The following is a 26652-nucleotide window of genomic DNA, read 5'->3' as shown; positions in this document are numbered from 1 at the left end:
TTCACATGCAGGCCCAAGTCTTACTTTTCTGGAATTATGCGCTGTAGAAGGCAGCGATCTTCTCATTCACCGCACGGAGACGATGAGAGATGGTGCGACCGACCCCGATGAGGAGCCATGCGGCGGCACGCGGGTATTCGTTGATGTAGCCTTCGAGGCTCTCGCCGTCGATGCGCCAGACCTGGGAGAATTCAACGGCGGTGACGCTGGCGCTGGCGACGTTGGGGTCGAGCAGGTTGATCTCACCGATGGTCTCGCCGCGCTGGATGGAGCCGAGGAGCACCTTGTGCCCGCCGCGCATGGCGGTGGCGTGGAATTTGCCGGAGACGACAAAGAAAAGGCTGTTCTGCTGCTGGCCTTCTTCGATCAAATGCTGGCCGGGCTGCACGGGGAGGAATTCGCCATACCCGCTGAGGATGTCACGGTCCTCGTCGCCGAGGGGTTCGAGGATGCCTTGGGCTGGAAGCTTGGGTGTGGCGAGGGAGCTCATGGGAGAGAGTGTGTGGATGAATTAAGCGGTCTTTTTTAAGCGGTATCGCTGGGAATGGCAAGCGCGGTGAGCGGCGGACGATGAATCGTCACAATACGGCGCGATTTTTCTCCAGCATTTTCACCTGCTGCGTTCGTTTACATTTGCGAAGTATGCAGGTTCTAAATTCTGCTGGATTTCCAAGGTCCAAAGGTTCAGAATCGGCCCCCTCTCACCCAATCAAGCAACCCGACCAATCATGTCCGACTCCTCTTCTTCCTCCAAGTGCTGCGGCAGCCAGAGCTATGCCTTCGCCCACCTCCTGCTGCGCCTTTGGGTCGGCATGCGTCTGTTCATGGCCGGTATTGACAAGTTCCGCTGGGGCAACGGCTCGACGACCACCTTCAGCTTGGAGAATTACTCGAAGAAAACCGAGCCCCTCGCCAAGCTGATGTCCGACAACAGCTTCCTGCCCGAGGCCGCGTGCAAGGGCTTCGCCGGTATGATCGGCTACATTCTCATCCCGGTCGGCATCTGGGTGGCGCTGGGCATTTGCACCGAGTTCGGCCTTCTGGCCGCAGGGTTGGTCTTTTTGATGCTCGGCTTTGGTCTTGCCGCGTTGCCGGATGACACCGAAGTCGTCACCAACATCGGCCTCTCCGTCCTCATCGTGGCGGCTGCCCTCGTGACCTCGAAGGCGAAGACCTTCTCCCTCGACGGTTTTCTTGCCCTCAAGAAGAAGGCTGAATAACGGCCCGCAGACGTAATGGCCAGTGAGAAAAAACCTCGCGCCTGATCGCACCATGAATTCCCAGCCTTCCTCCTCTCCAGCGCCGCTGTCCCGCTTCATGGACCGCCGCGGCTTCCTCCGCACCAGCGCCCTCACCAGCAGCGGCCTGTATCTCGTCACCAGCAAGACCGCCGTCGCCCAGCAGACCACTCTGGGACGCACCATCAAGTGCGCCCTCGTCGGCTGCGGTGCCCAGGGCAACAAAGCACTCCGCGTCGCCTCCAAGGACGTGCCCGGCGTGCAGTGGGTCGCCATGTGCGACATCTGGAAGTACTCCATCGCCCAGGCGCGCGGAGGTTTCCTCAGCGAAAACAAGCATCAGGTCGATGGTGAGATCAAAATCTACGAGGACATCAACGAGATGCTCGACAAGGAGCCGTCCATCGAGGCCGTCTTCATCGCCACGCCCGACTTCCTGCACGCGCCCTACTCACGCCTCTGTCTCGAAAGGGGCAAGGCGGTGTATTGCGAGAAGATGATGAGCAACACGCTCGAAGGCGCGCGCGACATGGTCCGCGCCGGCAAGGCCAGCAACGGTCTCTTCCAGATCGGCCACCAGCGCCACTCGAACCCGCGCTACATCAACCTGCGTGAGAACATCATCAAGCCCGGCAAAATGCTCGGTCGCATCACCCACGCCTATGCTCAGTGGAATCGCGGCGTCTCCGGCAGCGCACCCCAGGGTGCGGTGAAAGGCTACGACATCCCGCAGGACGTGCTGACCAAGAACGGCTACGGCAGCATCGAGGAGTTCCGCAACTGGCGCTTCTTCTCCAAATACGGCGGCGGCCCGCTCTCCGACCTCGGCGCGCACCAGATCGACATGTTCAACTGGATGTACGAGGCCACTCCTGTCTCCGTCATCGCATCCGGCGGGGTTGATTATTTCGACGGCAACGACGGACGTCCAAAATTCGAGCTGCCGGACAACATGATGTGCATCTACGAGTTCAAAACACCCGCCGGTGTGCTGCGCGCCTACTACCAGGTGCTCACCACCACCGGTTCGCAGGGCGCTTATGAGAAGCACATGGGCATCGGCGGCACCGCCATCATCTCCGAGCTCGACACCAACGGCAACCAGCTCTACGCAGAGCCCGGGCAGGCCTGGGACGAGTTCGCCGCCGGGGACAACCCGCCGATCATGAAGGCCGCCGACAAGGCCAAGAACAAGTTCTGGGAGCATCCCCGCGACTGGGAAAAGCCCAAACCGCCGTCGTATGGTGCCGTCAGCATGGCCGACGTCCGCGAGAGCAAGGCGCTCTCCCAATGGGAACTCGGCGTGAAGCTCAGCCGCAAGCCCCACTCGCCGCATGTGCAGAATTTCATCGAGGCCGTGCAGATGAAAAAGCCCGAGCACCTCACCTGCCCGGTGGACATGGCCTTCAAGTCCTGCGTCACCGTGCTCAAGGCTTACGAATCCATCAAGACCGGTAGCAAATACGTCTTCACCCCCGAGGACTTCCAAGCCTGATTCATCCAGATCAAGAAACTTTCATCAAGCCACTCCCCCATGAAAAACACCATCCACACCCTCGCGGGCCTTGCGCTCGTCGTCACCCTTGCCTCCTGCGGCAAGACGGAAGAAAAGAAAGCCGAAGGCGCCCCCGCCGCTGCTGCTCCTGCCGCCGCCGCACCTGCCGGTGACCTTGAAGAAGTGACCATCGCTTACCCGAAGCCGATGTTCATCGGCACTCCGGTGCCCGCCGAGCTGCCGAACCTCGAAAAGCCCGGCTCCTACAAGCCATCCCCCAGCTTCCAGGCTCCCAAGGGCACCGTGAATCTGGCCAAAGGCAAGAAAGTCACCTCCTCCGACTCCGCCCCGATCATCGGCGACCTCACCCTCGTCACCGACGGTGATCCTGATGGCGCCGACGGTTCCTTCGTCGAGCTCATGCCCGGCAAGCAGTGGGTGCAGATCGACCTCGAGGCTCCCAGCACGCTTTCCAAGATCGCCGTCTGGCACTACCACAAGCAGGCCCAGGCTTACATTGATGTTGTCGTCCAGGTTTCCGACGATCCGGAATTCAAGGCCGGCGTCACCACCCTGTGGAACTCCGATCACGATGAATCCTCTCAGATGGGCAAGGGCGGCGATCCTGCCTACGTCGAAACCAACCATGGCCGTCTCATTGATGCCAAGGGCGTCAAGGCCCGTTACGTCCGCCTTTGGAGCAACGGCAACACCAGCAATGACATGAACCACTACTGCGAGGTTCAGGTCTTCGGCACCAAGTAAGCCGTTTCCACATCGTTTCCGATTCACCGCCGTGCAGCGCCCCTGCACGGCGGTTTTGTTTGGTTCATGCTCATCGTTCTCCGTTTCAAACCGCGAACAGAGAACAGAAAAACCGCGAACTTCAGACGTCCACCACCTTGCCGCCGCCTTTCGTTTTCACCGCGGTCCACTCCTGGTAGCGCTCGATCTCGCGCTGCACGAGTTTCAAACAAAAAGCCACGACTGTGGCGTCATCGAGATAACCCACGCCCAGCAGCACATCCGGCAGCACATCGACCGGATTCAGCACATAGAGCAGTGCCAGCGCCACCGCGCTGATGGCCCAGTAGGGCACCTCGCGGTAGCTGCCGCTCCAGTAGTCCTTCACCATCGCCAGCATGACCTTTGCCTGCTCGAAGAGCGTCTTGAGTTTCGGCAACTTGCCCTCGATGTCCTGGGCCCGCTGCGTCACGCGTTCGATCGTCAGATCATGCTCGCCGTTGGAGGAGGTGCTCATGATGAAATGGTGATGACCGGCTTCGATCAGACTTCCTTCGGCATCTCGTAGCCTTTGCGATACTCGCGTGTGAGCAGCGCCAGAGCCTCGGGCGTGGCCGTGTCGCCGATGAAAGTCTCCTTCGCGACATCCAGCTCCAGCATGGGACCGATTTTGATGTCGAGTGTGGAGGCGTCGAGCTCGTTTTTGACAAGATGTTCGTGGAAATCGGCGATCACATCGTTCCAAGGCTGGAAACCCTTCACCGCAGCCTCTGCCTGCTCACGCACATACTTCTGGCCGAGACGGAAGCTTGTGTTCGCAAGGTGGCACCACGCGCTTGAGTAGTGAATCGCCTCGATTTCGCCTTTTAGGTCGGAAGGTTTACGGCTGCGCATGGCGCTGATGAAATTGGCCGCATGCGTCTTGCCGCCATCGCCTTTGAAGGTGTGCAGCTTCTTGCCTTCAGCGTCATAGGCCGTGCCGCCGCCACGGCTACCGGTGTAGTAACCACCTTCGCACTCGATGATGAGGAAAGCACCCGTGCGACGACGCAGATACACATCCGGCGCCTTGACGCCCTTTTGACGAGGCAGGTTGTGGAAATCGACGATCACCGGGATGTCTCCTGTGTCCATGTAGGCGAAGTGAGTGTTCGGCGTCTCGCCTGCGTCATTCCACGCGAAGCGTCCGCCGCCGGCGATCACGCGCTTCGGCAGCGGTACCTTGTCGCGGAACACGACGTTGCGCAGGTCATCGAGGATGTGAGGGCCCCAGTTTCCCATCTCGCCGTTCCCGGTGTTCCAGTTCCAATGCCAGTCGTAGTGCAGTTTCTCGCGGTAGATCGGCTCATCCTTCGCCGGGCCGAGCCAGAGGTCGTAGTTCAATGTTTCCGGCGGTGTGATCGGTTGCGGTACTTTGCCAATGGTGTTGCGCAGGCTGTAGTGGTTGCAGCGCACATACTTGATCTTGCCGATCGCCCCCGAGTCCAGGAAGGCCTTGATTTCGTCCTGCAGGGGATCGCTGCGCTGTTGAGTGCCGCCCTGCACGATGCGGTTGTACTTCCGCGCGGCTTCGACCAGTTTGCGGCCTTCCCAGATGTTATGGGAGATGGGTTTTTCGACATAAACGTCCTTCCCGGCCTGAATCGCCCAGATCGACGCAAGTACATGCCAGTGATTGCATGTCGAGACCACGACGGCGTCCACATCCTTGTCCTCCATCACCTTGCGCAGATCCTGCGTGGTCTTCGCGTTTGGAAACGCCTTCTTCGCACGATCCAGCGCCTTCGTGTCCGGGTCGCAGAGATACACGATTTCCACGCCGGGAACCTTCGCCATGCGGCCCGCGTTGCCATTTCCCTGTCCCCCGAGGCCGATCGAGGCGACGCGGATCTTCTCATTCGCCCCCAGAACGCGGCTGGCGGACAAGGCGGTGAAAGCGAGGGCGGATTGGGTGATGAAGGCGCGGCGTGAGGTCATGGTAGATGCGGTTTGGATGGCATGGTTTTGCCAAATTGAAGCCTTGAACGCAACATCTTCCTCAATCATCACAAAAAACAAAAAAGAGGCCGCTCATCGCGGCCTCTTCGTGGTTTGGAGTGATGTTGTGCGATCGAGATCAGCCTTCGGAGGAGCCTTCTGCTTGCGCGGCGGCGTCCTTCTCCTTCATGGCGGCTTTGCGGCTCATTTTGATGCGGCCTTTTTCGTCGATGCCGATGCACTTGGCGGTGACGATGTCGCCGGTCTTCACCACGTCTTCGGTCTTGTTGACGCGGAAGTCAGCGAGTTCGCTGATGTGGATGAGGCCGTCTTTCTTGCCGCCGAGGTTCATGAAGGCACCGAAGTTCGTCGTGCTGACGACGCGGCCGGTGTAGAGCTTGCCGACTTCGATCTCCTGGAACTGGCCGCTGACCATTTCGACCGCGCGCTCGAGGCTTTCCTTGCGGGAGGCATAGATGAAGACGGTGCCGTCGTCCTCAATGCTGATTTCCGCGCCGGATTCGGCCTGGATGGCTTTGATGTTCTTGCCGCCAGGGCCGATGAGCTCGCCGATCTTGTCGGGGTTGATCTTGATGATCTCGATGCGCGGGGCGTAGGGGCTGAGGGGCTTCACTTCAGCGATGGCGGAGGCCATGGCGCTCAGGACCTGGGTGCGGCCGGCTTTGGCCTTCACGATGGCTTCCTCAAGGATGCTGAGCGGGATGCCGGGGAGCTTGAGGTCAAGCTGGTAACCGGTGACGCCTTCGGTCGTGCCGCAGAGTTTGAAGTCCATGTCGCCGAAGTGGTCTTCGCTGCCGATGATGTCGAGCATCGTGAGGTAGCGCTTCATGTTGTCGCCTTCGAACTCGGTCACGAGGCCGACGCTGATGCCACCGACAGGGCGCTTGATGGGCACACCGGCGTCGAGGAGGGCCATGACGCCCGAGCAAACGGAGGCCATGGAGGTGGAGCCATTCGACTCCATCACTTCGCTGCTCACGCGGATGGCGTAGGGGAAGGTGGCCTTGTCAGGGATGACAGGCTCGATGGAGCGCTCGGCGAGGGCACCGTGACCGATTTCACGACGGTTCTGACCACCGAAGCGGCCAGTTTCACCGACGGAGAACGGAGGGAAGTTGTAGTGCAGGATGAAGCGCTTCGAATCAGGGCCACCAGCGTAGGTGTCCATTTCCTGGGCTTCGTCAGCCGGAGCGAGCGTGGCGATGGAAAGGGCCATCGTTTCGCCGCGGGTGAAGCTGGCGGAACCGTGCGTGCGAGGAAGCACGGAGGCTTCACCGGAGAGCGGGCGGAGCTGGTCGATGCCGCGGCCGTCGCAGCGGCTCTGCTTGTCGAGGATGGAGATGCGGAAGGCTTTCTTCTGGAGGTAGTCGAAGGCCTGGCTGATCTCGAAAGGCGTGGCTTCCGGGAACTTGGCCTTGATGGCCTCGGCGACTTCGTCCTTCAAAGCGCCGACGGCTTTGCCGCGAGCGACTTTGGACGGCGTGTAGAGAGCGCCTTCGATGCGGTCGCCAGCGACTGCGTAGGCGATTTCGAGGAGTTCATCCTTCACGAGCATTAGGGGGACTTCACGCTTCGGCTTGCCGGCGAGCTTGGTGAGTTCTTCCTGAGCGGCGACGATCTTGGTGACTTCGCCCTGGGCAAAGTGCAGGGCTTTGACGAATTCAGCTTCGGGCAGTTCGTTGGCGGCACCTTCGATCATGATGACGTCGGTCTTGTTGCCGACGTAAACGAGGTCGAGGTCGCTATCGAGACGCTGGGACTGCGTGGGATTGATGATGAACTCACCATTGATGCGGCCGATGCGCACGGCACCGACAGGGCCGGCGAACGGGATGTCGGAGACGCAAAGAGCGGCGGAGGCACCGTTCATGGCGCAGATGTCCGGGTCGTTCTCGCCGTCGGCGCTGAGGAGGATGGCGACGACCTGGGTGTCGTAGTAGTAGCCTTTCGGGAAGAGCGGACGCAGCGGGCGGTCCGTCATGCGGCAGGTGAGGATTTCCTTTTCCGTGGGGCGACCTTCGCGCTTGAAGTAACCGCCGGGGAAGCGGCCTGCGGCGGAAGCTTTCTCCTTGTACTCGACGGAGAGGGGGAAGAAGTCCTGGCCGTCCTTCACTTTCGTGGCGGAGACAGCGGTGACGAGGACGATGGTGTCACCGAGACGCACCGTGACGGCGCCGTCGGCGAGTTTGGCAAATTTGCCGGTTTCGATCTGGAGGGTTCCAGCACCGAGCTGGATGTTTTGTGTGTGGATAGCCATGGTGGCAGTGTGTTTTGGTTTGTGTTTGGGGAAAAGCGGGGTCGGGATGTCAATGACGAGCGCCCGAATGACGACTGTGTGAGGGCACGAAGGGCCGGTAAAAGATCTCCAGTGGCTGGATGCGCAGGATGTCCGCGTGTGCGCCGGGATTTGAGGACGATCATGCGTCCTGAGGGCACTCTACACTATCGGAATCCGGCTCTCGCCTTGAAACACGAAGGGCGATGCGTGTGGCATCACCCTTCGGTAAATTTGACGGTTAGCGGCGGAGACCGAGGTTCTTCAGAAGAGCCTGATAGCGCTCGTTGGCCGTAAGCTTGAGGTAATCGAGCAGCTTGCGGCGGCGGGCGACCATCTGAAGGAGACCGCGACGGGTGGAGTGATCCTTCTCATGCGCGGAGAGGTGCTGCGTGAGGGAATTGATTCGCTTCGTCAAGAGGGCCACCTGGACGTCGGCGCTGCCGGTGTCCTTGTCGTGGAGCTTGAAGGAGGTGGAATCGATGGTGGTTGCTTCGCTCATGGTATTTGGGGGATGCCGGACAACTTGTCAGGCCGAGTGGTGTCTGTTGGGATTGAGGGCAGCGAAGGAACCATAGAAGGCCTTTTTGGCAAGGGGAAGTTTGCGGACTTTGTCAGGAAATCTTGCCGCGCTGCCCCGGCCATCCCGGCGCTTGCCTCGCAGGCCATTCGCATCCATAAACCCGCCCTTTTATGTCCCGCTCGTTCAACCTCGCAGTCCTCCCCGGCGACGGCATCGGCCCTGAAGTCATGGCCGAGGCCCTTCGCGTCCTCGACACCGTCGCCAGCCGTTCCGGCCTCAGCTTCAACTACCACCACGAACTCGTCGGCGGTGCCGCCATCGACGCCGTGGGCAAGGCGCTGCCGGAAAAAACCGTGAAAACCTGCGAGCAGGCCGATGCCATCCTCTTTGGCAGCGTCGGCGGCCCGAAGTGGGAAAAGCTCCCGCCCAATGAACAGCCCGAACGCGGCGCTTTGCTGCCGCTTCGCAAGCATTTCGGCCTCTTCGCCAATCTGCGCCCCGGCATCTGCTATCCCGCGCTCACCAGCTCCTCGCCGATCCGTCCCGACCTCGTCGAGGGTGGTTTCGACGTACTCTGCGTCCGCGAACTCACCGGCGGCATGTACTTCGGCCAGCCGAAGAGCCGCACCACGCTGCCCGATGGCGACATCGAGGTCATCGACACCATGGTTTACAAAAAGAGCGAGATCGTGCGCATCGCCCACGTCGCCTTCAAGGCCGCGCAGCTCCGCCGCAAGCACGTCACCAGCGTGGACAAGGCCAACGTGCTCACCAACTCCGTCCTCTGGCGCGAAACGATGGTCGAAGTCGCCAAGGAATACCAGGACGTGACCCTTGCGCATCTTTACGTCGATAACGCCGCCATGCAGCTCATCAAAGCCCCGCGCAGCTTCGACGTGCTCGTCACCGAAAACCTCTTTGGTGACATCCTCAGCGATGAAATGGCCATGATCGCCGGTTCCCTCGGCATGCTCGCCAGCGCCAGCCTAGGCAAACCGAAAGGCGACGGCCTCTACTTCGGCCTCTTCGAGCCTTCCGGCGGCACCGCCCCCGACATCGCCGGCATGGGCATCGCCAACCCCATCGCGCAGATTCTCTCCACCGCGCTGCTGCTGCGCTTCTCCCTCGGCCTCGAAGCCGAAGCCTGCCAGATCGAAGCCGCCGTCAAAAAGGTCATCGACCAAGGCCTCCGCACCGGTGACATCTTCAGCGGTGCCCCCGGCACCCGGAAGGTGAACACCAAAGAGATAGGCGACGCGATCATCGCGGCTCTTTGATTTTCACAGCCCTTTGGGCCCTTGGTTGAATCATCGGCAAAAATGCATACTTCTCAGTGAATGGAATCGCGTCAGTTCAATTCCACATCGACTTCCGCACAGGCCGCGAAACCGCTCTCACCGGCGCAGCCTTCGGCGGAGGAGAACGCGCAGCTTGCTCTGCCCTTAACCGACGGCGAGCGCAGGGCCTCCAGGAGGCAGCTAAATCAACTCCATCCCGGGAATCGCTTTCGCCTGATGTTTGGGCAGCCACTGTTGCCGCAAGGGCAAGCAGCTGGAACGTCCCGCTCGTCAATCTGAGCGGGCTTGGGCTGGCCCGGGATGCGGACGACATGTTAACGTCCAGCTTCCTGGTGCCACTCAAGACTGGGGCCGAAGCCTGTCCATTTGCCGATCTGGCCACAGGCGTCGTTTACAAGCTCTTCCCGCTCCACATCAACGGCGGCCTGGGCAAAACCTTTGAAATCATAGCTGACGCCGAGCAGACAGGCATCATCATGGACGTCCGCGATGCGGTGCTGAGCGAGACGATCGAGAAACTCATGGTGATGCACGATGCGGGAGCACACCCGACAGAACTCGTGGGCCTGGATGATCAAGGCGACTATCTGATCGCCAAGCAGCCGCTCGCAGAAGCGTATGGAGACCTCGACAACCTGAGGGACATCACACTGGCTCAAATCGACAGCATGCGCCCCCAAGCCGCTGAGCGCATGCTCGCAGTTCCATGCCGTGCCGGATTCAAACGGCCTGTGTGGATCGTGTGGTGTGACGATCGCGCCTGGGCCATGAGCGATCTGCATCCCGGCAACATCATGAAGGACGCCAGCGGCATGCCATGCATCATCGACGCTCTTATGGCACCGCTGCCCCCTAAACTGATTTCCTCCAATCGGATACTCGCAGAGGCTGTCACGGATGCCCGCATCTGGCGCGAGACTGGCGAGCTTCCAAAGCGAAAGTCATTCGAAGATGTGAACGACGATGACTTGTGAGCAATCTCACGGATTCACCACATTCACCGGTTTCCCCGCCAAGAACGCCTTCACGTTCGCGGCGGTGATGTCGATGAGGCGGGAGCGTGATTCGCGGCTGGCCCAGGCGATGTGCGGGGTGATGAGGCAGTTCTTGGCACCGATGAGCGGATTGCCGTCTTTCGGTGGTTCAACGGACAGCACATCGAGTCCGGCACCGGCGATGCGGCCTTCGTTGAGGGCTTTGGCGAGCGCGGCCTCATCCACGAGTGGTCCGCGGCCCGTGTTGATGAGAAAGGCCTCGCGCTTCATCAATCCTAGCGTGCGTTCGCCGATGAGGTGCTTGGTGGCATCCGTCAGCGGGCAGTGCAGGCTGATGACATCGGACTGACGGAAGATGTCGTCGATTTCCGCCGCTGCGACACCGACGGGCGGCGGCTCTTTCCAGGTGCGCTTCGAGGCGAGCACCTTCATGCCGAAAGCCACGCCAATCTTCGCCACGGCGCTGCCGATCTCGCCGTAACCGATGATTCCGAGCGTGCGGCCGGCCAGTTCGATGATCGGATAGTCCCAGTAGGCGAAATCAGGGCATTTCGTCCATCCGCCCTGCTCCACGCTCTTCGCCGCATGGCCGACGTGGTTCGTCAGCTCCAGCATCAGCGCGATCACATGCTGCGCGACGGCCGGAGTGCTGTAGCCGGGCACATTCGTCACCACGATGCCGCGTTCCTTCGCCCCCACGACATCCACAATGTTGAAGCCCGTCGCTGTGACGCCGATGTATTTCAAATCTGGCAGCGCGGCGATGATTTCACGCGTCAGCGGCGCTTTGTTGGTGATCACCACCTCCGCTCCAGCGCAACGGGCCACCGTTTCGGCCAGCGGGGTGCGTGGATGAACCTCGCAGGGCGCGATGGCTTCGAGCGGCTGCCAGGAAAGATCACCAGGGTTCGCAGTGTGGGCGTCGAGAAGAACGATTTTCATGAGAAGGGCGGCATGCTTAGCCGAAAAAACAGAATTTTGTGAGAAAAACTCGCCTGATCACGATAATGCTGCCGCCATGCGTTCCCCCCTGCTTTTTCTTCTCTCTCTTGCCGCACTGTTTGCCTCCAGCGTGATCGCTGAGGACGTGAAACCCCTCAAAGTCCTGATGGTCTGCGGTGGCTGCTGCCATGATTACGAAAACCAGAAGCTGATCCTCAGCGAGGGCATCAGCGCCCGGGCGAACGTCGAGTTCACCATCGTGCATGAGGAATCACGCGTGAAGGATGACCGCACGCATCAGGTCAGCATCTACAAGCAGCCCGGTTGGGCCAAGGGCTACGATGTGGTGCTGCACAACGAGTGCTTTGGCGCGGTGACAGATGTTGCGTTCGTTGAAGGCATCGCCAAACCGCACTTCGAGGGCGTGCCCGCCGTGATGCTGCACTGCTCCACTCATAGCTACCGTGCCGCGAAGACCGACGAATGGCGCAAATGCCTGGGACAGACCTCGATGAGTCACGAGAAGAATCGCGATTTGAAGGTGCGCAACGTGGCCGAGGAGCATCCGATCATGAAGGGCTTCCCTGAAGAGTGGCTCAACCCGAAGGACGAGCTCTACAAGAACGAGAAGCTGTGGGAGAACTTCAAACCGCTGGCCACCGCCTACGGCGAGGACACGAAGAAGGATCACCACGTCATCTGGACGAACCAGTATGGCGCAGGCCGCGTCTTCGGCACGACGCTGGGTCACAACAACAGCACGATGCAGGACCCGGTTTACCTCGATCTCGTCACCCGCGGCCTGCTCTGGGCCTGTGGCAAGTTGGATGAGAATGGCAAACCACTGCCGGGCTACGAGGCGAAGAAGTGAAGTGTCCTTCCTGTCCGCTCACTGCAGCGGCGGCAGCTCGGAGAGCTCGATTTCTTCGCCGGGGTCTTGCGGCATTTCGCGGCGGTATTTCTGGGGATTGAAGACCTCGCTGTGCGCATGCTTGTAGCCAGCGGGATCCAGTTTCTGCCACAGCCTGTGCCGGCTTTCGACGCTGCAGGCCGCGAGAGCCAAAACCGTGATGAGCGGGATGAATAGCAGCCGCCTGTGTGGGTGTCCGTCGGTCATTGTCATTTTTGTCCGTAATACGCGCCAGGACCGTGTTTGCGGAGGTGGTGTTTTTCCAAAATGTGCGCCGGAATCGGCTGCATGGCCGGATTGAGCGAAAAGGAGCCGAGCGCCATCTGCGCGCACATTTCGAGGGCGATGCTGTTGTTGAGCGAGTCCATCGCGTTTTTGCCGAAGGTGAAGGGCGCGTGGTGCAGTTGCAGCACGGCGGGCATTTCGAGCGGATCGAGTTTCAGTTCCCGCAGGCGCTCCACGATGGCGACGCCGGTGAAGTGCTCGTAGTCCTGCGCCACCTCCTCCGGCGTGAGGGCGCGGACGATGGGCACGGTGCCGTGAAAATGATCCGCGTGCGTCGTGCCGAAGCATGGCAGCTCACGACCGGCCTGCGAGAACATTGTGGCATGCAGGCTGTGCGTGTGGGTGATGCCGCCGATGTTCGGGAACTCGCGGTAGAGCACCAGATGCGTCTTCGTGTCTGACGAGGGCCGCAGCTTGCCCTCCACGACCTTTCCTTCGAGATCGAGCACCACGATGTCTGACGGCTGGAGCCCGGAATAATCGACACCGCTTGGCTTGATGGCCCACAGGCCGGACTCGCGGTCGATGCCGCTCACGTTGCCCCAGGTCAGGCGTACGAGGCCGCTGGGTTCGAGGGCACGGTTGGCGGCGCAGACTTGTTCGCGGAGGTCTTGGAGAGTCATTTTTTGCGACAAAAGACGGATTCGGCGGCAAATCCAGCAACATAACGAAGGCCGCGCGGCGTTTAACCTTGGAGCCTTGAGAGTTGACGGGAGAATCCCTCCCGTTGACCAGTACCTACCCTTTCACATGCCCGCCTCAGCCACCCTCCCCGCCGTTCCTGATCAGGAAGCCATTGTCAAAGCCTCCGCATGGGTGGCTCCCCTCCGAACCGAAATCTCCCGTGTTCTTGTGGGTCAGACGGCACTGGTGGACAGACTGCTCGTCGCCCTGCTCACGAACGGACACGTCCTGCTTGAAGGCGTGCCCGGCATCGCGAAGACGCTCGCGGTGCGAACGCTGGCGGGCACCTTGCGCGCGAAGTTTCAGCGCATTCAGTTCACGCCGGACCTGCTGCCTGCGGACGTGATCGGCACGATGGTTTACCATCCGAAGGACGGCACCTTCACGCCGCGTCTCGGTCCGGTGTTCGCGAATCTCGTCCTGGCCGACGAAATCAACCGCGCTCCGGCCAAAGTGCAGAGCGCGCTGCTTGAGGCCATGCAGGAAAGGCAGGTCACCATCGGCGAAGCCACGCACAAACTGCCGGATCCCTTCATGGTGCTCGCCACGCAGAATCCGATCGACCAGGAGGGCACCTACACGCTGCCGGAGGCGCAGCTCGACCGCTTCCTGCTCAAGGTCCGCGTCACCTACCCCACTCCCGACGAGGAGCGCAAGGTGCTCGACGCGATGGCCACCTCCGCGCCGAAGCTTGATGTGAACCAGATCACCGACGTGGCCACCATCAGCGCCAGCCGCGTGGTGGTGAACGACCTGTTCATGGACGAGAAGATTCGCGACTACATCGTCGCCATCATCAACGCCACGCGCCATCCCGAGACGCTGGCGCCGCATTTGAAGCTGCTTATCCGCTGCGGCGCGTCTCCCCGCGGAACGATCAATCTCGCGCTCGCCTCCAAGGCGCTGGCCTTCCTCAGCGGCCGCAACTACGTCGTGCCGCAGGACATCAAGGACCTTGCTCCCGACATCCTGCGCCACCGCATTCTGCTTTCCTACGAGGCGGAGGCCGAGGGAGTGACCAGCGAGGACGTGGTCAAGGCGCTGCTGGACAAGCTGCCGGTTCCTTAAACCGCCACCCATCGTGAACCGGGACACCGCGCAAAACGACAACGACGCACGCCTCACGCGCATCCTGAAGCGCGTCCGGCGCATCGAACTGCTGACACGCGGCATGGTGAAGGAGATGCTCGGCGGTCAGTATCACTCGCGTTTTAAAGGGCAGGGGATCGAATTCGACGATTTCCGCGAGTACCAGCCCGGCGATGACGTGCGTTTCATCGACTGGAACGTCACCGCGCGCATGAACGACCCCTTTGTACGCAAATACGTCGAGGAGCGCGAGCTGACGGTCATGCTTTGCGTCGATGTGAGCGGCTCCGGCGACTACGGCAGCCATGAGGACTCGAAACGCGAGCGCGCGGCGGAGATTGCGGCCGTTTTCGCCTTCAGCGCCGTGCAAAACCAGGACAAGGTGGGCCTCACGCTGTTTTCAAACGGCATCGAGCAGTACCTGCCCGCACGCAAAGGCGCGCCGCATGCCCTGCGCATCCTGCGCGATATTTTGAACAACGAGCCGCGTCAGCACGGCACGGACATCAAGTCAGCGCTCGATCTCGCCCTCCAACGCATCGCCCACCGAGCGTTGGTGATCCTGGTCTCGGACTTCATCACGCCGGACAGCGCGTGGGAGAAAAGCCTGCGCGCCGTCGCGGCGAAGCATGACGTCGTCGCGGCGCAAATCATGGATCCGCGCGAACTGGTGCTGCCGGACGCGGGACGCGTCTGTCTCGAAGATCCGGAGACAGGCGAGCAGTTTCTCGTCAACACCTCCAACCCCGCCGTGCGCGAGGAGTATGAGCGCCGTGTGACGCAGCGTCAGAACGCGCTGGTGCATCTGCTGCGCCGCAGCGGCGTGGAGCGCATCGCCGTGCGCACGGACGAGGATTATGTGCCCGCCTTGAAGGCCTATTTTCGTTCACGCAAAAGAAGGAGGCGCGGATGAAAACGGCGCTGCTGATCACCGGCGTGTTGCTGGCGCAGTTTCCCGGCGCGCCGCCGCTGCCGCACCCGGAGCTTCCGCCGCCGGACAAAGTGGATGTCCCTCCGCCGTGGTGGATTCCATGGGCCGTCGGGCTGGCGCTGCTGCTTTTGATCGGTTTGATCGTCTGGCTGCTGACGCGGCCAAAAGCGCTTCCTGTGACGCCGCCACGCCAGCCGTGGAGTTCGGCCTGCCGTGCCTTGAGCGACCTGAAGACGCGCATCGCGGCCATCCCGCCGCAGGAAATGAGCCATCGCGTCTCGCAGGTGCTGCGGCGCTACTTGCTGGAACGCTACGCCGTGCCCGCGCCTGCGCGCACCACGCATGAAATCTTCGACGGCACCCAGGAGCGCCTGCCTGGCGTCCCCATTCCGCGTGCCCATGGGCTGTGGCGCGAGCGTTTTGAGCCGGTGGCCCGTTTGTGCGACGACATCTCCTTCATGCCCGCGCCACACACACACGAGGAGTCGGCGGCGTTGATCGACCAGGCCCTGGCACGTTTGCAGGAGGAGAAGCCATGACCATCCCCGGCATCCCCAATTTTCAAATTCTGCACCCCTTGTGGCTCCTGCTGCTTCCGCTGGTGCCGCTGCTGGCCATCCTGCGCGGTTCGCGTGGAAAACGGCCCGCGATCAAATTTCCCACGACGTCCCTGCTGCGTGATCTGGGCCGTCCGGCACGCAGCGGCGCGGGCGGGTTCGTCTTCGGCCTGGTGCTGACCAGCCTTGCCTTCGGCATCGCGGCGCTCTCACGTCCGCAGAAGGTGCTCTCGTATGACGAGGAGAAGGCGGAGGGCATCTCCATCATGCTGACCTTCGACGTGTCGCTGTCGATGTTGATCGAGGACATGTACATCGGCGGCCAGCCGGTGAACCGCCTCACCGCCGCGAAGCGTGTGGTCGCGGACTTCATCAAGGAGCGAAAAAACGACAAGGTCGGCATCGTGGCCTTCGCGGGGGAGACCTACCTGCCGTGCCCGCTCACGCTGGACCGCGACTGGCTCGTCAACAACCTCGACCGCGTGCAGACCCAGCGTGTCGGCGACGGCACCGCCATCGGTTCCGGCATCGCTTCGGCGGCCAACCGCCTGCGCAGGGAAAAAACCGCCAGCAAGGTCATCGTGCTGCTCACCGACGGTGCGAACAACTCCGGCCGTCTCAGCCCGACCGACGCGGCCAAGCTCGCCGCGACGCTTGGCATCAAGATCTATGCCATCGCCTTCGGCACACCGGGCATTCACAGCATTCCAGACCCGAAACGCGGCACCTTCACACCCGTGGGGCAGCAGTTGTTCGATGAAAAAACGCTGCAGGAGGTCGCCCGCATTGGCAGCGGGCAGTTCTACATGGCGCAGAGCCTCAATTCCCTCGCGGACGTCTTCGGGGAGATCAACCGCCTCGAAAAAACGAAGATCGAGCGGCGCAAGATCACCGAGACCGAAGAGTTGTTCCCCTGGCCGCTCGCCGTCTCGGCGCTCGCCCTTTTCCTGGCCCTTCTGCTCTCGCTGACCGTCCTGCACTCGGCCCCCGAGCCGGCCGCCACCTGATTTCATGACCTTTGCCCACGAACATCTGCTCTGGTTCCTGCTCATCATCCCCGCGCTTGTGGGATTGAAGCTGTGGGTGGACGCGCATGGTTCGCAGGCGGAAAAAATGTTCACCGCGGCCCGCCTGCGGCCCGCGCTCGTCATCGGCCGCTCGCTGTGGCGCTCGTGGCTGGTTTACGCGCTCTACGCGCTCGCCATGGCCTGCATCATCCTCGCCGTCGCGCAACCGCGCTGGGGGGAGGAGAAGCTCGAGATTCCCGACAAGGGCCGCAATGTCTTCATCGCCATCGACACCTCGCGCTCGATGCTCGCCCGCGATGTTCAGCCGGACCGTCTCACCCGCGCGCGTCTGGCCGCGCATGACCTTGTCGTCGAACTCGGCGGCGAACGCGTTGGCCTGCTCGCCTTCGCGGGCCGCGCTTATCTGCAAGCGCCACTGACGACCGATCATGATGCCATCATCGAGTCGCTGCTGTCCTTCGACCATACGATCATCGAGTGGGGTGGCAGCAACATGGGCGATCTGCTCGATGTGATGCTGCGGGCGATCAAAAACCTGCCGAAGAGCAACTACGCGCTCGTCATTTTCAGCGATGGCGGTGACGCGGATCAGAATCTCGTGCCCTACATCCAGCGCCTCACCGCGGCGGGCGTCATCGTCGTCACCGTCGGCGTCGGCACGGAAGGGGGCACGCTCATCCCGAATCCCGAGATCGACGGCGATTACATCCGCGACGAGGCGGGCAACGTGGTGCGTTCGCGCCTGGAGAGCGGCGTGCTGCAGCAGCTCGCCACGGCCACGGGCGGGCGTTTTTTGAAACTCGGCGCGCAGCCGCTCAACCGCTCCACCATCCAGCCCGTGCTTGACCGTCTGACCGAGCAGCAGTCCGCGAACCGGCAGACATCGCGGCCGATTGAGCGCTTTGCCTGGCCGCTGGGTCTGGGTATAGTCTTCCTCATGCTCGCCTGGATCATCAGCGCCCTGCCGCGCCCCTCCGCCCGTCCTGTTGTGCTCGCGCTTGTGGCCGCAGCGTTCGCGCCTGCTCCCTCGGCGCAGGCCGCGGGTTATCATGAGATGCTGGCCTCCATTTTTCAGCCCAAAGGACCGACGCCAGAAAACGCTCGCGAAGCCCTCGAAGGGCAGGACTACAAGCGCGCCCGCGACCTTTATGAAAAGCTGCTGGAGGAGAAAGGTTACAGCTCTGCCGCCCGCGAGGAGATGCTCTACGGCCTGGCTAGCGCCGAGCACGCGCTCACCAACTACGACGGCAGCGTGAAGAATTTCAGCGAGGTGCTTCACACACGGGATGAGTCATTGCGCGCACGCGCTCATCGCGGCATCGGGCACACGCTTTACGACCAGGGTGCCCGCGGCCTGCAGCAACAGCCGAAGATCACCATCCAGCGTTGGACCGACGCGCTTCGTCACCTCGACGCCGCGGTCGAGCTGGATCCTGAAAACAAGGAACTGCGCGAAAACCGCGATCATGTCGCCAAGATGCTCGACGAGCTGCGCAAGGTCATGGAGGAGATGGAAAAGCAGCAGCAGGGGAATCAGGGAAACAAAGGCCAGAAGGGCCAGAAAGGTCAAAAAGGCCAGCCCGGCGAGGGCCAGGAAGGCGAGGAGGGCGACCAGGAAGGTGCTGGCAAGGAAGGCAGCGAACCCGGTGGCGAGCAGAAAAAAGAGCAGGACGGCAAAGGAGAAAAAAAAGAAGCCGATGACGGCATCGGCGGCAAGGACGCCAAGGAACTCCCCGAAGGCCGCATCCAGGCCGCCGGCGGTGACAAGGAAGGCGAAAAAGAAGGCCAGCAGGGCAAGCCCGGCCAGAAGCCCGGCGGCGGCGAAGGCGAGGAGAAGAAACAAACCGGCAAAGGCACCATCCCGACCGACCAGCGCAATCCGCGCACCGGCTACACCTCCGGCGAGGCCGAGGGCATCATCCGTCAATACATGGACGAGATCACCGCGCCCCTCACCAACCGCTACCACACGCCTCCGGTGAACAAAAAAGACTGGTGAGGGCCGCTGCGCGGCAATGACGAATGAAGAAGCCAGAATGACGAATGAAATCCCAAGCCCGAATGACTCAAAGCCCGCACCAGCACGCTGAAATGCCCAGACCTCCCGTCCGTGGCAAATTTTCGGGCATTCGTCATTCGTCATTCTGGTTTCGTCATTTCTGCCTCTTCTTCCTGTGGCTTACGGGCGTCACGGCCTCCGCCGCCACAGTGCGCGCCTACCTCCAGCCGGATCGCGCGCACACCGGCCAGGTGGTTACTTATGTCATCACCGTGCAGAACGGCACCGTGCAGAGCCTGCCGCAGTTGCGGCTCCCGGCGCAGGTCGGCATGAACTCCGGCGTCTCCACCTCCCAGAACGTCGAGATTCGAGGCAGCCAGCGCGTGTTCTCCACCCAGCTCGCCTGGGGTGTGGCGGGCATGGAGCCGGGTGAGTTCGTCATTCCGCCGCAGGAAGTGCTTGTGAACGGGGAGGTGCTGAAAACGAACGAGGTCCGGCTCACCGTCACCGAGGCGCCCACACCGGACACGCCTCCGGGAGCGGCAGATGATGCCAACATGCCGCTGTTCCAGATCGAAGTCGGTAAAACGGAAGTTTATCAAGGCGAGGTCGTGCCCATCAGCGCGACGCTCTTCGTGCCGCGCAGCGTCATGCTCCGCCGCGTGGGTCTCATCGACGTGAACAAAAGCGACTTCGCCATCGCACGCTTCCCGCAGCAGGCGGATCAGACGCAGACCTCGATCAACGGCATCGATTACATCGCCGTCACCTACCGCAGCACGCTCTCCGCGCTGCACGCGGGTGATTTGAAGGTCGGCCCCGCCACCTGCGAGCTTTTGTACGAGGTTTACAACGAGGACGAGCAGCGCCAGATGCGCCGCGGCCTGCCCTTCGGCCTGATGATGCGCGACGCGGAGACGCGCAAGCAAGTCGTCAAAAGCCAGGAGGTGAAGGTCAAGGTGCTGCCGCTTCCCGAAGGCAAGCCTGCTCATTTCACCGGCGCGGTGGGAGATTTTACCCTCAGCGCCACCGCCACGCCGAACGAGCTCTCCGTGGGAGATCCGCTGGCCGTGGACATCACCATCGACGGCGTGGGAAATTTCGACGCCCTCAATCCTCCCTCCTTGATGCCTCCGGACGGCTGGAAGGCCTACCCTCCGCGCCGCTACAATGTCGATGGCCCCGTCGATCCGAATCTCACGCCCACCGCGCAGCGCCGCATCGGCTACTCGATGGTCTTTGTGCCTGAGAAAGTGCACGCGGAACTGCCGCCGTTTGAGCTGAGCTTTTTCAGCCCCACGGAGAAAAAATACGTCGCCGCGCGCACGCCTGCCATCCCGCTCCGCATCAAGCCTGGTGCCGCCGCGGCCACGGCCGTCAGTGGCGTGGAGGGCGGCACCGGTTCCACGCCCAAACCACCGGCCGTGCAGCAGCCCAAGCCGAACATCAGCGACATTCTCATGACGCTGCCTGCGAAAGCAGAATGGCTCGCCGCAGGGACGACGGCCACCGGCGCGCCGCTCACCACCAGCGCGCGTTTCTGGGCCGTGCAGTCCATCCCGGCGCTGCTGGTGATCTGCGCGATGCTGCTCGCGTGGTTCCGCCGCCATCGTGAAGAAGGCAAAAACGGCCTGCGTGGCGAACTGCAGCAGTTGTGGCGCGGCCTGGAGCAGCCCAACCTCGACGACCGCGAGTTCCTGCAGCGTGCCGCGCATTTCATTCATCGCGGCAACCCGGACGGAGTGAAGGACGAGGAACTGAGACGCATTTTGCATCGCTACGAGACACAGAGCTTCACCGCCGCGCCGGCGCAGGGGCAAAAACTCGATTCCGGCGAGCGCGGACGCATTCTGGGCGCGCTCTCTCCGCTGTTGAAGTCCGCCGCCATGCTTGTCGCCGCTTTCATGCTTCTGGGCGCCAGTTCCTTTGCCGCTGACGAATCACCGGACGAAACCTACCGCCAGGCACGCGAGGCGCTGGAGAATGGCAAGTTCACGCAGGCGCAATACCTCGGCGAGTCGCTCACCAAGCGGAATCCGCCCGCGTTGAGCGCCGCCGTCTTCGCGCTCATCGGTCATGCGCGTTACCGGCAGGAGGACTTCGGCCGCGCGGCCTTGTGGTATCAGCGCGCGCAATTGCTCGAACCCGCGAATCCCGAGGTGCGTCAGAATCTGCGCCACCTCGACGAGAAACTCCGCTTTTTCAGATTCCAGGAAGATTCACCTCTGGCGGAATGGAGCCTGATCGTGGGCAAAAACACATGGATCATCATCGCCTCCGCAGGTGTGTGGCTCATTTTGCTGGCCGTCATGCGCTGCATCCTCGCCTCCTCCCGCAAAGCCAGCGGCGGAGCCTTTGCGCTCTCGCTGAGCATCATCGGCGTGGTGATTTTCCTCCCGTCCGCCGCCTTTGCGGCCATCCGTCCAGATTCCGCCCAGCGTGTGAAGGACATGATGGTCGTCACCGCCAAGGAGGTCAGCGCCTACACCGCCGCCACACTCACTTCTGGCAGCGTCATCGACCTGCCGCCCGGCAGCCAGGTGAGGCTGCTTGAAAAGCGCGGCGCGTGGAGCTACGTCGAGATTCCCAGCGCGGACGAGCCTGTTCGCGGCTGGGTCGAGTCCGCCGTTTACACCCCGCTCTGGCCTTGGGACACGTCCTTGGTGCCTTGAATCACGCCGCGGCGCCTTCATCAGCTCCGCCACCACCCACGCTCTTGCGGCTGCCGGCCTCGCGGTCGAGCACGAGGAGGCTGGCAGGGTCGTTGCCGGCGAGCTTGAGGCGGTCGAGCATGTCGCGCACCGTCTTCTCCTCCTCCATCTGCTCGTTGAGGAACCAGAGCAGCAGGTTCTTTGACGCGTGATCCTTCACCTGCTCGGCGACCTCGAAGAGATCGTTGATCTGCTGCGTCACCTTCTGCTCCTGCTTCAGGCTGTGCTCGAAGACGTCGAGCGGGGTCTTGAAGTCGGCCTTCGGCTTCGCGATGGGCTGCAGTTCCACCTTCGCGTCACGATCGACGACGTACTGGTAGAACTTCAGCGCGTGCATGTTCTCCTCCCGGCTCTGCGTGAACATCCATTGCGCAAAGCCGGAGTACGGCGTCTGCTCGAACCACGCGGCCATGGCCAGGTAGACGTAGCTGGAGGACAGTTCGTTGTTGATCTGCTCGTTGAGCAGCTTGGTGAGCTTGGGATTGAGTGTCATGACGCGTGGCGGGTGAGGTTGGTCGATTCAACCAGCATCGTGAACGCCGCGCAAGGACTCGCGGATGGTTTTTTGCCAGGGAGGACGGGAATGAGGGCGGTGAGGGATGATTCGCTTTCCTTTGGTGCGGTCCGCGCCACGATGAACCTTCTCCGCGATGCCCACCGACAGCGCAGCCACGCATCATCAACATCACCCGCAGGTCGTGCGGCGGAATTTCCTCTGCCACTGCCTGGAGGGGGGCTTGTACATGGGCGGGCTGGCGTTTCTGCAGCCGGAGACGGTGATGCCGAAGATGGTGGAGCAGCTCGGCGGGCGCTCGGCCATCATCGCGATCATGCCGGCGCTGCTGCCTGCGGCGTTCGCGGCGGCGGGTTTGTTTGTCTCGCCGGTGGTGGAGCGGCTCACGCGCTTCAAACCATGGGTGATGTTCTTTGGCCTGCTGCAACGCCTGCCCTATCTCATCACCGGGCTGCTGCTCTGGCATGTGCAGGACGCGCGCTCCTGGCTGCTGCCCCTGGTGGTGCTGACGCCGCTCGCCTCCGGTCTGGTGGGTGGTGTGGGCGTGGTGGCGTGGATGGAGATGGTCACGCGCATGGTGCCGGAGCGTGTCCGCGCGGCTGGTTGGGCGGCGCGCTACATCATGCAGGCATGCATCGGCATGGGGGCGGGGGCGGTGATCCATCAAGTGCTCACACACGCGCCGGGGCAGCGTGGTTATGCCATTCTGCATCTGATCGCGTTCGGTTTTCTGCTGCTATCGTGGCTTTCCCAGGCGTTCATGCGGGAGCTGCCGGCCGCGCATCATTATCACCCGCCTGCCGGGAGCTATGGCGCATACTTGCGCGGCCTGCCGGCGCTGTTGCGCGCGCAGCCGCTGCTGCTGCGGATGGTGGCCGTGCGCTTCACAGGCATGGGCTACTTGATGGTCGTTTCCTTCCTCACGCTGCACGCGCTGCACACCACGGGCAGGCCGGAGGCGGACGAGGGGCATTTTGTGTCGTTTCAAAACATCGGCACCATCCTCGGCAGCATGCTCGCGGCCTGGCTGGGATATCACAGCGGCGGGAAGGTGCTCATCATCCTTTCCCGCATCGTCTGCGTGGTGCTGTGTGCCTGGACCTGCCTGACGCATTCCTTCAGCGGCTTCACCGCCGCTTATTTCGTGCTCGGTTTTGGCCTTTTCCTCGACCGCGTGGGCGATCTGACGCTCACGGCCGAGCTTTGCCCTCCGGAGCGCCGCTCCACGCTCCAGGCGGTGCTGGGATTCTGCAATGTGTGGTCGCTCATGCTCGCGACGAGCCTCGGCGGGCTGATTTACTCGTTCAGCGGCTCGTTTTACCTCGTCGCGTCCGCCGCGGCGCTGCTCTCGCTGGTTTCCATCCTGATTTTGAAGGGCCTGCCGGAGCCGAGGATGCGGCGCTGACGCGCAGGATCACTCCGCGCATTCGATGATCGCGCGCATGGAGGTCTTGCACTCCGGCACCCGTTTGTCCGGTCCGTAATCCTCGATCTGCTGCTGGCGCAGTTCCGCCAGCTCCTTGTGGACCGTGGCGACGATGACACGGCCGGAGGCGTGGACCTCCCGCGCCATCTTCAACGCCAGTTGCGCGGAATGGCCGAAAATCGCCGCCAGCATCTCGATCACATATTCGTGGGTGTGAACGTCGTCATCGAGCAGGATCACATGCCACGGCGGCTCCAGCGGCGGTGGTGCCTTCTGCGGGAGAGCCGCGGGCTTGTGCGGCGCCACGCGGGGGCGGGGCGGTGCGGCAGGCGCGTTGCGGATTTCGACAGGCGGAAACATCAGCCGCACTATGCCTCCTCGCCAGTTTCTCTCAAGCGCCTGAAAATCCGCCCGCCGATGCGATTCGGTCCGCATTCCTTGTGCTCTGCGAACAGAAGTCTTGCCTCAAAGCATCCATTCATGAAAATTTCGTCCCATGAATCCGTCCATCTGCCGCACGCTCAGCACGATCTGCTTCCAAGGAGGCATCCTCTCCATCCTGCTCTCCATTTGGATCTGGTGGTTCCTCAACGGTGACGCTCCCGAGGAACAGGCGCACGCGGAGCGCTTCGGCATCTTCGTCGGCCTGTGGGCGCCGACGCTGCTCATTCTCTCCAACCGCTTCGACCGCTATGCGGACAAGGCCAGAGAACTCCCCGGACTGAAGGATGACGACAAAAATGAGGCCGCGTGAGCCGCGGTCCGCGTCTCAAACGGGGTCGCGCCCCGTGGCTTCGATGAATTGCTGCCGCAGGCTGTTGTAAGCCTGCTGCCACTCGTCCACCACGCGCTGCAGGTCCATCACCTGCCGCTCCAGCGTGCCGATGCGCGACTGCTGCTGCGCGTCTCCGGGCAGCTTCTTGTCATCCGTCCGCTGGGTGCCCAGCAGCGTCGTGGACGCGCTGCGCACCTGGTGCGGGCTGGCCTTGAACCAGCCCAGCTCGGAGAGGCGGGACTCGGTGTTGTCCAGGCAGTTGATGATCGTGACGTTCTCGTCGATCTCGCCGGTGGCGAGGAATTCCTGGATCGTCGCCACGTTTGTCGGGCCGTAGAGATAATTGTCCGGCATCTGCACCAGCAGGTCCATCTGCAGCTCCGGGATCATCGGCGCGCGCTGCCAGCTCAGGCGGTCGTCGCTGGAGATTTTGTCGAGCGGTGAGATTTTCGCGTCAGCGGCCCAGCCGCGCAGCGTCTCGAGGTCCGTGGGGCCGAAAATATCTTTGTCAGAGGCTTTGAGGAGGTGCCAGGTGCGGTCGCTCATGCGTCCAGCTAACCAAATTCCGCCGCCGCCGCCAAGCCCAAAGTGGACAGATCGTCCGTTCACGGCTCTTTCCCCGCAAGACCGGCTGAAAAGCCCTCGTAAATCGCGCCCCCCCGATGATCCGCCCCCTGCTTGCCCTCTGCCTCGCCCTGACGTGCGTCCGTGCCGCCGACCCCGCCGCCTTCACCATCAAAACGATGACGGCGCAGATGAAATACGACACCGCCGAGTTGCTCGTCCAACCCGGTCAGCCGGTGAAAATCCTCTTCGAGAACGGCGACGACCTTCCGCACAACCTCGTCTTCTGCCAGCCAGGCACCGACATCGCCGCCATGGCGCTCAAGCAGATGGAAAAGCCCGACGAGGCGCTGAAGCGCAACTGGTTGCCGGACGACCCGCGCATCTGGGCGCACTCCAAGATGCTCAATCCGCATGAAAAGCAGGAACTCAGCTTCACCGCGCCCGAAAAGCCCGGCACCTATCCCTATGTCTGCACCTTCCCCGGTCACGCACTCACCATGCGTGGCGAAATGAAGGTGATGAAACCCGGCGAGGGACTCAAAGACCTCCAGTTCGCCCTCTACCTCGGCGACTGGAAGCAGCTCCCTGATTTCTCGAAGCTCAAACCTCACCGTGAGGGCAAGGTCGATGACAACCTCATCGCCGTGAAGCTCGACGACTACAAAAACGAGTTTGGCGTCGTCTTCACCGGCAAACTCACCGCGTCGAAGAAGGGCTCCTACCGCTTCTTCCTCTCCAGTGACGACGGTGCGCGCATCCTCATCGACGGCAAGGAGGTCGTGGCTTACGATGGCATCCATCCCGCCGGCGACATCAAGGAGAAGGGCGTCACGCTCGATCAGGGCGAGCACGAGTTCCGCCTCGAGTACTTTCAGGCCGCAGGCAACATCGAGCTGTACGCCGCGTGGAAAGGCAGCGACTTCCAGACCACGCCGCTGTCAAAGTGGCTGCACCCGAACTGGAAGGGCGGCGCGAAGAAGCAGAAGGAGTTCGAGCCCATCCCGCTCGTCGTGAAGGATGAGGCCGTCATCTACCGCAACTTCATCCAGGGCGCGGGGAATCGCGGCATCGGCGTCGGTTATCCTGGCGGCATCAATATCGCCTGGAGCGCCGAGAGCATGAACCTCGCGCTGATCTGGCGCGGCGCGTTCATGGACGCCGCGCGTCATTGGAACTCACGCGGCGGCGGTCATGAGAAGCCGCTCGGCTATGATGTCTTCCAGCCCACCGGAGAGGTTACGCCCGCCTTCTTCATCACCGAAAAACCCGATGCCGAGTGGCCGAAGTGGGACAAGACGAAGCGCTACGAAGGCTTTGCGTGGAAAGGCTACTCGCTCGACACGAAACGCTTCCCCACCTTCCGCTACACCTGGCACGAGGCCGAGGTCGAAGAAGCGTTCACCGTTGAAGGGAATGGCAACAAGCCTGACGGCAACGCGAAGCTCACGCGCACCGTCAAAATCACCGGCAAACTGCCCGCGAACGCCTGGTATCGCATCGCCAGCGGTCCGTTTGATGCCAAGGACGGCGTCTTCACCTTCAAAGGCCCGCAAAAATACCGCATCACCGCCGCGGATGCCCGGATCGCCGGCATGAACCTCGTGATTCCCGCCAAAGCCGGCACGCTCACCATCACCTACCAGTGGGCGCAGTAAACTTTCACCGCGA

At 62.1% G+C, this 26652-nt stretch carries 26 protein-coding genes; 15 read left to right on the top strand and 11 right to left on the bottom strand.

Going from position 1 to position 26652, the window contains the following annotated elements:
- Positions 1-34: 34 nt before the first annotated feature.
- Positions 35-490 (bottom strand): Crp/Fnr family transcriptional regulator, encoded by a 456-nt coding sequence (locus ACILSE_RS04225; protein ID WP_395716106.1) that lies wholly within the window; start codon positions 488-490, stop codon positions 35-37.
- Positions 491-728: 238 nt separating this feature from the next.
- Here ACILSE_RS04225 and ACILSE_RS04220 point away from each other — a divergent pair, with 238 nt between their 5' ends.
- The 3 genes from ACILSE_RS04220 to ACILSE_RS04210 are packed head-to-tail and all read left to right on the top strand — an operon-like array spanning position 729 to position 3498.
- The gene (locus ACILSE_RS04220) at positions 729-1220 is read left to right on the top strand and encodes a hypothetical protein (protein WP_395716105.1); all 492 of its coding nucleotides are present in this window, start codon (positions 729-731) and stop codon (positions 1218-1220) included.
- A gap of 52 nt (positions 1221-1272) precedes the next feature.
- On the top strand, positions 1273-2733 hold the full coding sequence (locus ACILSE_RS04215) for a Gfo/Idh/MocA family protein (RefSeq protein WP_395716104.1): 1461 nt from the start codon (positions 1273-1275) through the stop codon (positions 2731-2733).
- A 39-nt stretch (positions 2734-2772) separates the two neighbouring features.
- On the top strand, positions 2773-3498 hold the full coding sequence (locus ACILSE_RS04210; RefSeq protein WP_395716103.1) for a discoidin domain-containing protein: 726 nt from the start codon (positions 2773-2775) through the stop codon (positions 3496-3498).
- A gap of 121 nt (positions 3499-3619) precedes the next feature.
- Here ACILSE_RS04210 and ACILSE_RS04205 read toward each other — a convergent pair whose 3' ends face one another.
- The 4 genes from ACILSE_RS04205 to rpsO all read right to left on the bottom strand — a co-directional run bounded on the left by ACILSE_RS04205 (position 3620) and on the right by rpsO (position 8252).
- A complete protein-coding gene (locus ACILSE_RS04205) occupies positions 3620-3994 on the bottom strand; it encodes a YkvA family protein (protein WP_395716102.1) in 375 nt (124 codons plus the stop codon).
- 26 nt (positions 3995-4020) lie between these two features.
- Positions 4021-5454 (bottom strand): Gfo/Idh/MocA family protein, encoded by a 1434-nt coding sequence (locus tag ACILSE_RS04200; protein ID WP_395716101.1) that lies wholly within the window; start codon positions 5452-5454, stop codon positions 4021-4023.
- A gap of 139 nt (positions 5455-5593) precedes the next feature.
- Positions 5594-7732, bottom strand: a complete 2139-nt coding sequence (locus ACILSE_RS04195) for a polyribonucleotide nucleotidyltransferase (RefSeq protein ID WP_395716100.1) — start codon at positions 7730-7732, stop codon at positions 5594-5596.
- A gap of 259 nt (positions 7733-7991) precedes the next feature.
- Positions 7992-8252, bottom strand: coding sequence for a 30S ribosomal protein S15 (gene rpsO, locus ACILSE_RS04190; protein WP_395716099.1), 261 nt, complete (start codon positions 8250-8252; stop codon positions 7992-7994).
- A 191-nt stretch (positions 8253-8443) separates the two neighbouring features.
- Here rpsO and leuB point away from each other — a divergent pair, with 191 nt between their 5' ends.
- Together leuB and ACILSE_RS04180 are read left to right on the top strand one after the other, a co-directional pair.
- Complete coding sequence (gene leuB / locus ACILSE_RS04185; protein WP_395716098.1) at positions 8444-9550, top strand: 3-isopropylmalate dehydrogenase; 1107 nt, start codon at positions 8444-8446, stop codon at positions 9548-9550.
- Positions 9551-9903: 353 nt separating this feature from the next.
- Positions 9904-10545, top strand: coding sequence for a hypothetical protein (locus ACILSE_RS04180; protein WP_395716097.1), 642 nt, complete (start codon positions 9904-9906; stop codon positions 10543-10545).
- 6 nt (positions 10546-10551) lie between these two features.
- Here the strand turns inward: ACILSE_RS04180 and ACILSE_RS04175 are convergent, their stop codons facing one another.
- Positions 10552-11508 carry a D-2-hydroxyacid dehydrogenase gene (locus ACILSE_RS04175; protein ID WP_395716096.1) on the bottom strand — a complete coding sequence of 319 codons (957 nt, stop codon included), beginning with the start codon at positions 11506-11508 and terminating at the stop codon, positions 10552-10554.
- 76 nt (positions 11509-11584) lie between these two features.
- Between ACILSE_RS04175 and ACILSE_RS04170 the strand changes: the two genes are divergently transcribed.
- Positions 11585-12379 (top strand): ThuA domain-containing protein, encoded by a 795-nt coding sequence (locus ACILSE_RS04170; protein ID WP_395716095.1) that lies wholly within the window; start codon positions 11585-11587, stop codon positions 12377-12379.
- A gap of 18 nt (positions 12380-12397) precedes the next feature.
- Here the strand turns inward: ACILSE_RS04170 and ACILSE_RS04165 are convergent, their stop codons facing one another.
- Positions 12398-12625: a hypothetical protein gene (locus ACILSE_RS04165; protein WP_395716094.1), complete on the bottom strand. Its 228-nt coding sequence runs from the start codon at positions 12623-12625 to the stop codon at positions 12398-12400.
- A gap of 2 nt (positions 12626-12627) precedes the next feature.
- Positions 12628-13326, bottom strand: coding sequence for an L-ribulose-5-phosphate 4-epimerase AraD (gene araD / locus ACILSE_RS04160; protein WP_395716093.1), 699 nt, complete (start codon positions 13324-13326; stop codon positions 12628-12630).
- Between the two features lie 127 nt (positions 13327-13453).
- On the opposite strand from araD, the gene ACILSE_RS04155 reads away from it, so the two are divergent.
- The 6 genes from ACILSE_RS04155 (at position 13454) to ACILSE_RS04130 (ending at position 21663) form a co-directional block, all read left to right on the top strand.
- Positions 13454-14455: an AAA family ATPase gene (locus ACILSE_RS04155; RefSeq protein WP_395716092.1), complete on the top strand. Its 1002-nt coding sequence runs from the start codon at positions 13454-13456 to the stop codon at positions 14453-14455.
- A 13-nt stretch (positions 14456-14468) separates the two neighbouring features.
- Complete coding sequence (locus ACILSE_RS04150; RefSeq protein WP_395716091.1) at positions 14469-15389, top strand: DUF58 domain-containing protein; 921 nt, start codon at positions 14469-14471, stop codon at positions 15387-15389.
- Positions 15386-15946, top strand: coding sequence for a DUF4381 family protein (locus ACILSE_RS04145; protein WP_395716090.1), 561 nt, complete (start codon positions 15386-15388; stop codon positions 15944-15946). The genes ACILSE_RS04150 and ACILSE_RS04145 overlap by 4 nt, the downstream gene beginning before the upstream one ends.
- On the top strand, positions 15943-16971 hold the full coding sequence (locus ACILSE_RS04140; protein ID WP_395716089.1) for a VWA domain-containing protein: 1029 nt from the start codon (positions 15943-15945) through the stop codon (positions 16969-16971). Before ACILSE_RS04145 ends, ACILSE_RS04140 begins: the two co-directional genes overlap by 4 nt.
- Before the next feature lie 4 nt (positions 16972-16975).
- A complete protein-coding gene (locus tag ACILSE_RS04135; RefSeq protein ID WP_395716088.1) occupies positions 16976-18991 on the top strand; it encodes a VWA domain-containing protein in 2016 nt (671 codons plus the stop codon).
- Between the two features lie 92 nt (positions 18992-19083).
- A complete protein-coding gene (locus ACILSE_RS04130) occupies positions 19084-21663 on the top strand; it encodes a BatD family protein (RefSeq protein ID WP_395716087.1) in 2580 nt (859 codons plus the stop codon).
- 1 nt (position 21664) lies between these two features.
- Here the strand turns inward: ACILSE_RS04130 and ACILSE_RS04125 are convergent, their stop codons facing one another.
- Entirely contained in the window at positions 21665-22195 is a 531-nt protein-coding gene (locus tag ACILSE_RS04125; RefSeq protein ID WP_395716086.1) for a ferritin, read from the bottom strand.
- Between the two features lie 157 nt (positions 22196-22352).
- On the opposite strand from ACILSE_RS04125, the gene ACILSE_RS04120 reads away from it, so the two are divergent.
- Entirely contained in the window at positions 22353-23621 is a 1269-nt protein-coding gene (locus tag ACILSE_RS04120) for an MFS transporter (RefSeq protein ID WP_395716085.1), read from the top strand.
- Positions 23622-23630: 9 nt separating this feature from the next.
- Here the strand turns inward: ACILSE_RS04120 and ACILSE_RS04115 are convergent, their stop codons facing one another.
- Positions 23631-24002: an ATP-dependent Clp protease adaptor ClpS gene (locus tag ACILSE_RS04115; protein ID WP_395716084.1), complete on the bottom strand. Its 372-nt coding sequence runs from the start codon at positions 24000-24002 to the stop codon at positions 23631-23633.
- 136 nt (positions 24003-24138) lie between these two features.
- On the opposite strand from ACILSE_RS04115, the gene ACILSE_RS04110 reads away from it, so the two are divergent.
- Entirely contained in the window at positions 24139-24396 is a 258-nt protein-coding gene (locus ACILSE_RS04110; protein WP_395716083.1) for a hypothetical protein, read from the top strand.
- Between the two features lie 15 nt (positions 24397-24411).
- Here ACILSE_RS04110 and ACILSE_RS04105 read toward each other — a convergent pair whose 3' ends face one another.
- Positions 24412-24963 carry a hypothetical protein gene (locus ACILSE_RS04105; RefSeq protein WP_395716082.1) on the bottom strand — a complete coding sequence of 184 codons (552 nt, stop codon included), beginning with the start codon at positions 24961-24963 and terminating at the stop codon, positions 24412-24414.
- A gap of 116 nt (positions 24964-25079) precedes the next feature.
- On the opposite strand from ACILSE_RS04105, the gene ACILSE_RS04100 reads away from it, so the two are divergent.
- Positions 25080-26639, top strand: a complete 1560-nt coding sequence (locus tag ACILSE_RS04100) for a PA14 domain-containing protein (protein WP_395716081.1) — start codon at positions 25080-25082, stop codon at positions 26637-26639.
- Positions 26640-26652 lie beyond the last annotated feature (13 nt).

Source organism: Prosthecobacter sp. (genome assembly GCF_044236155.1).
Lineage (GTDB): Bacteria > Verrucomicrobiota > Verrucomicrobiia > Verrucomicrobiales > Verrucomicrobiaceae > Prosthecobacter.
This window is presented reverse-complemented; position numbering and strand designations above follow the sequence as displayed.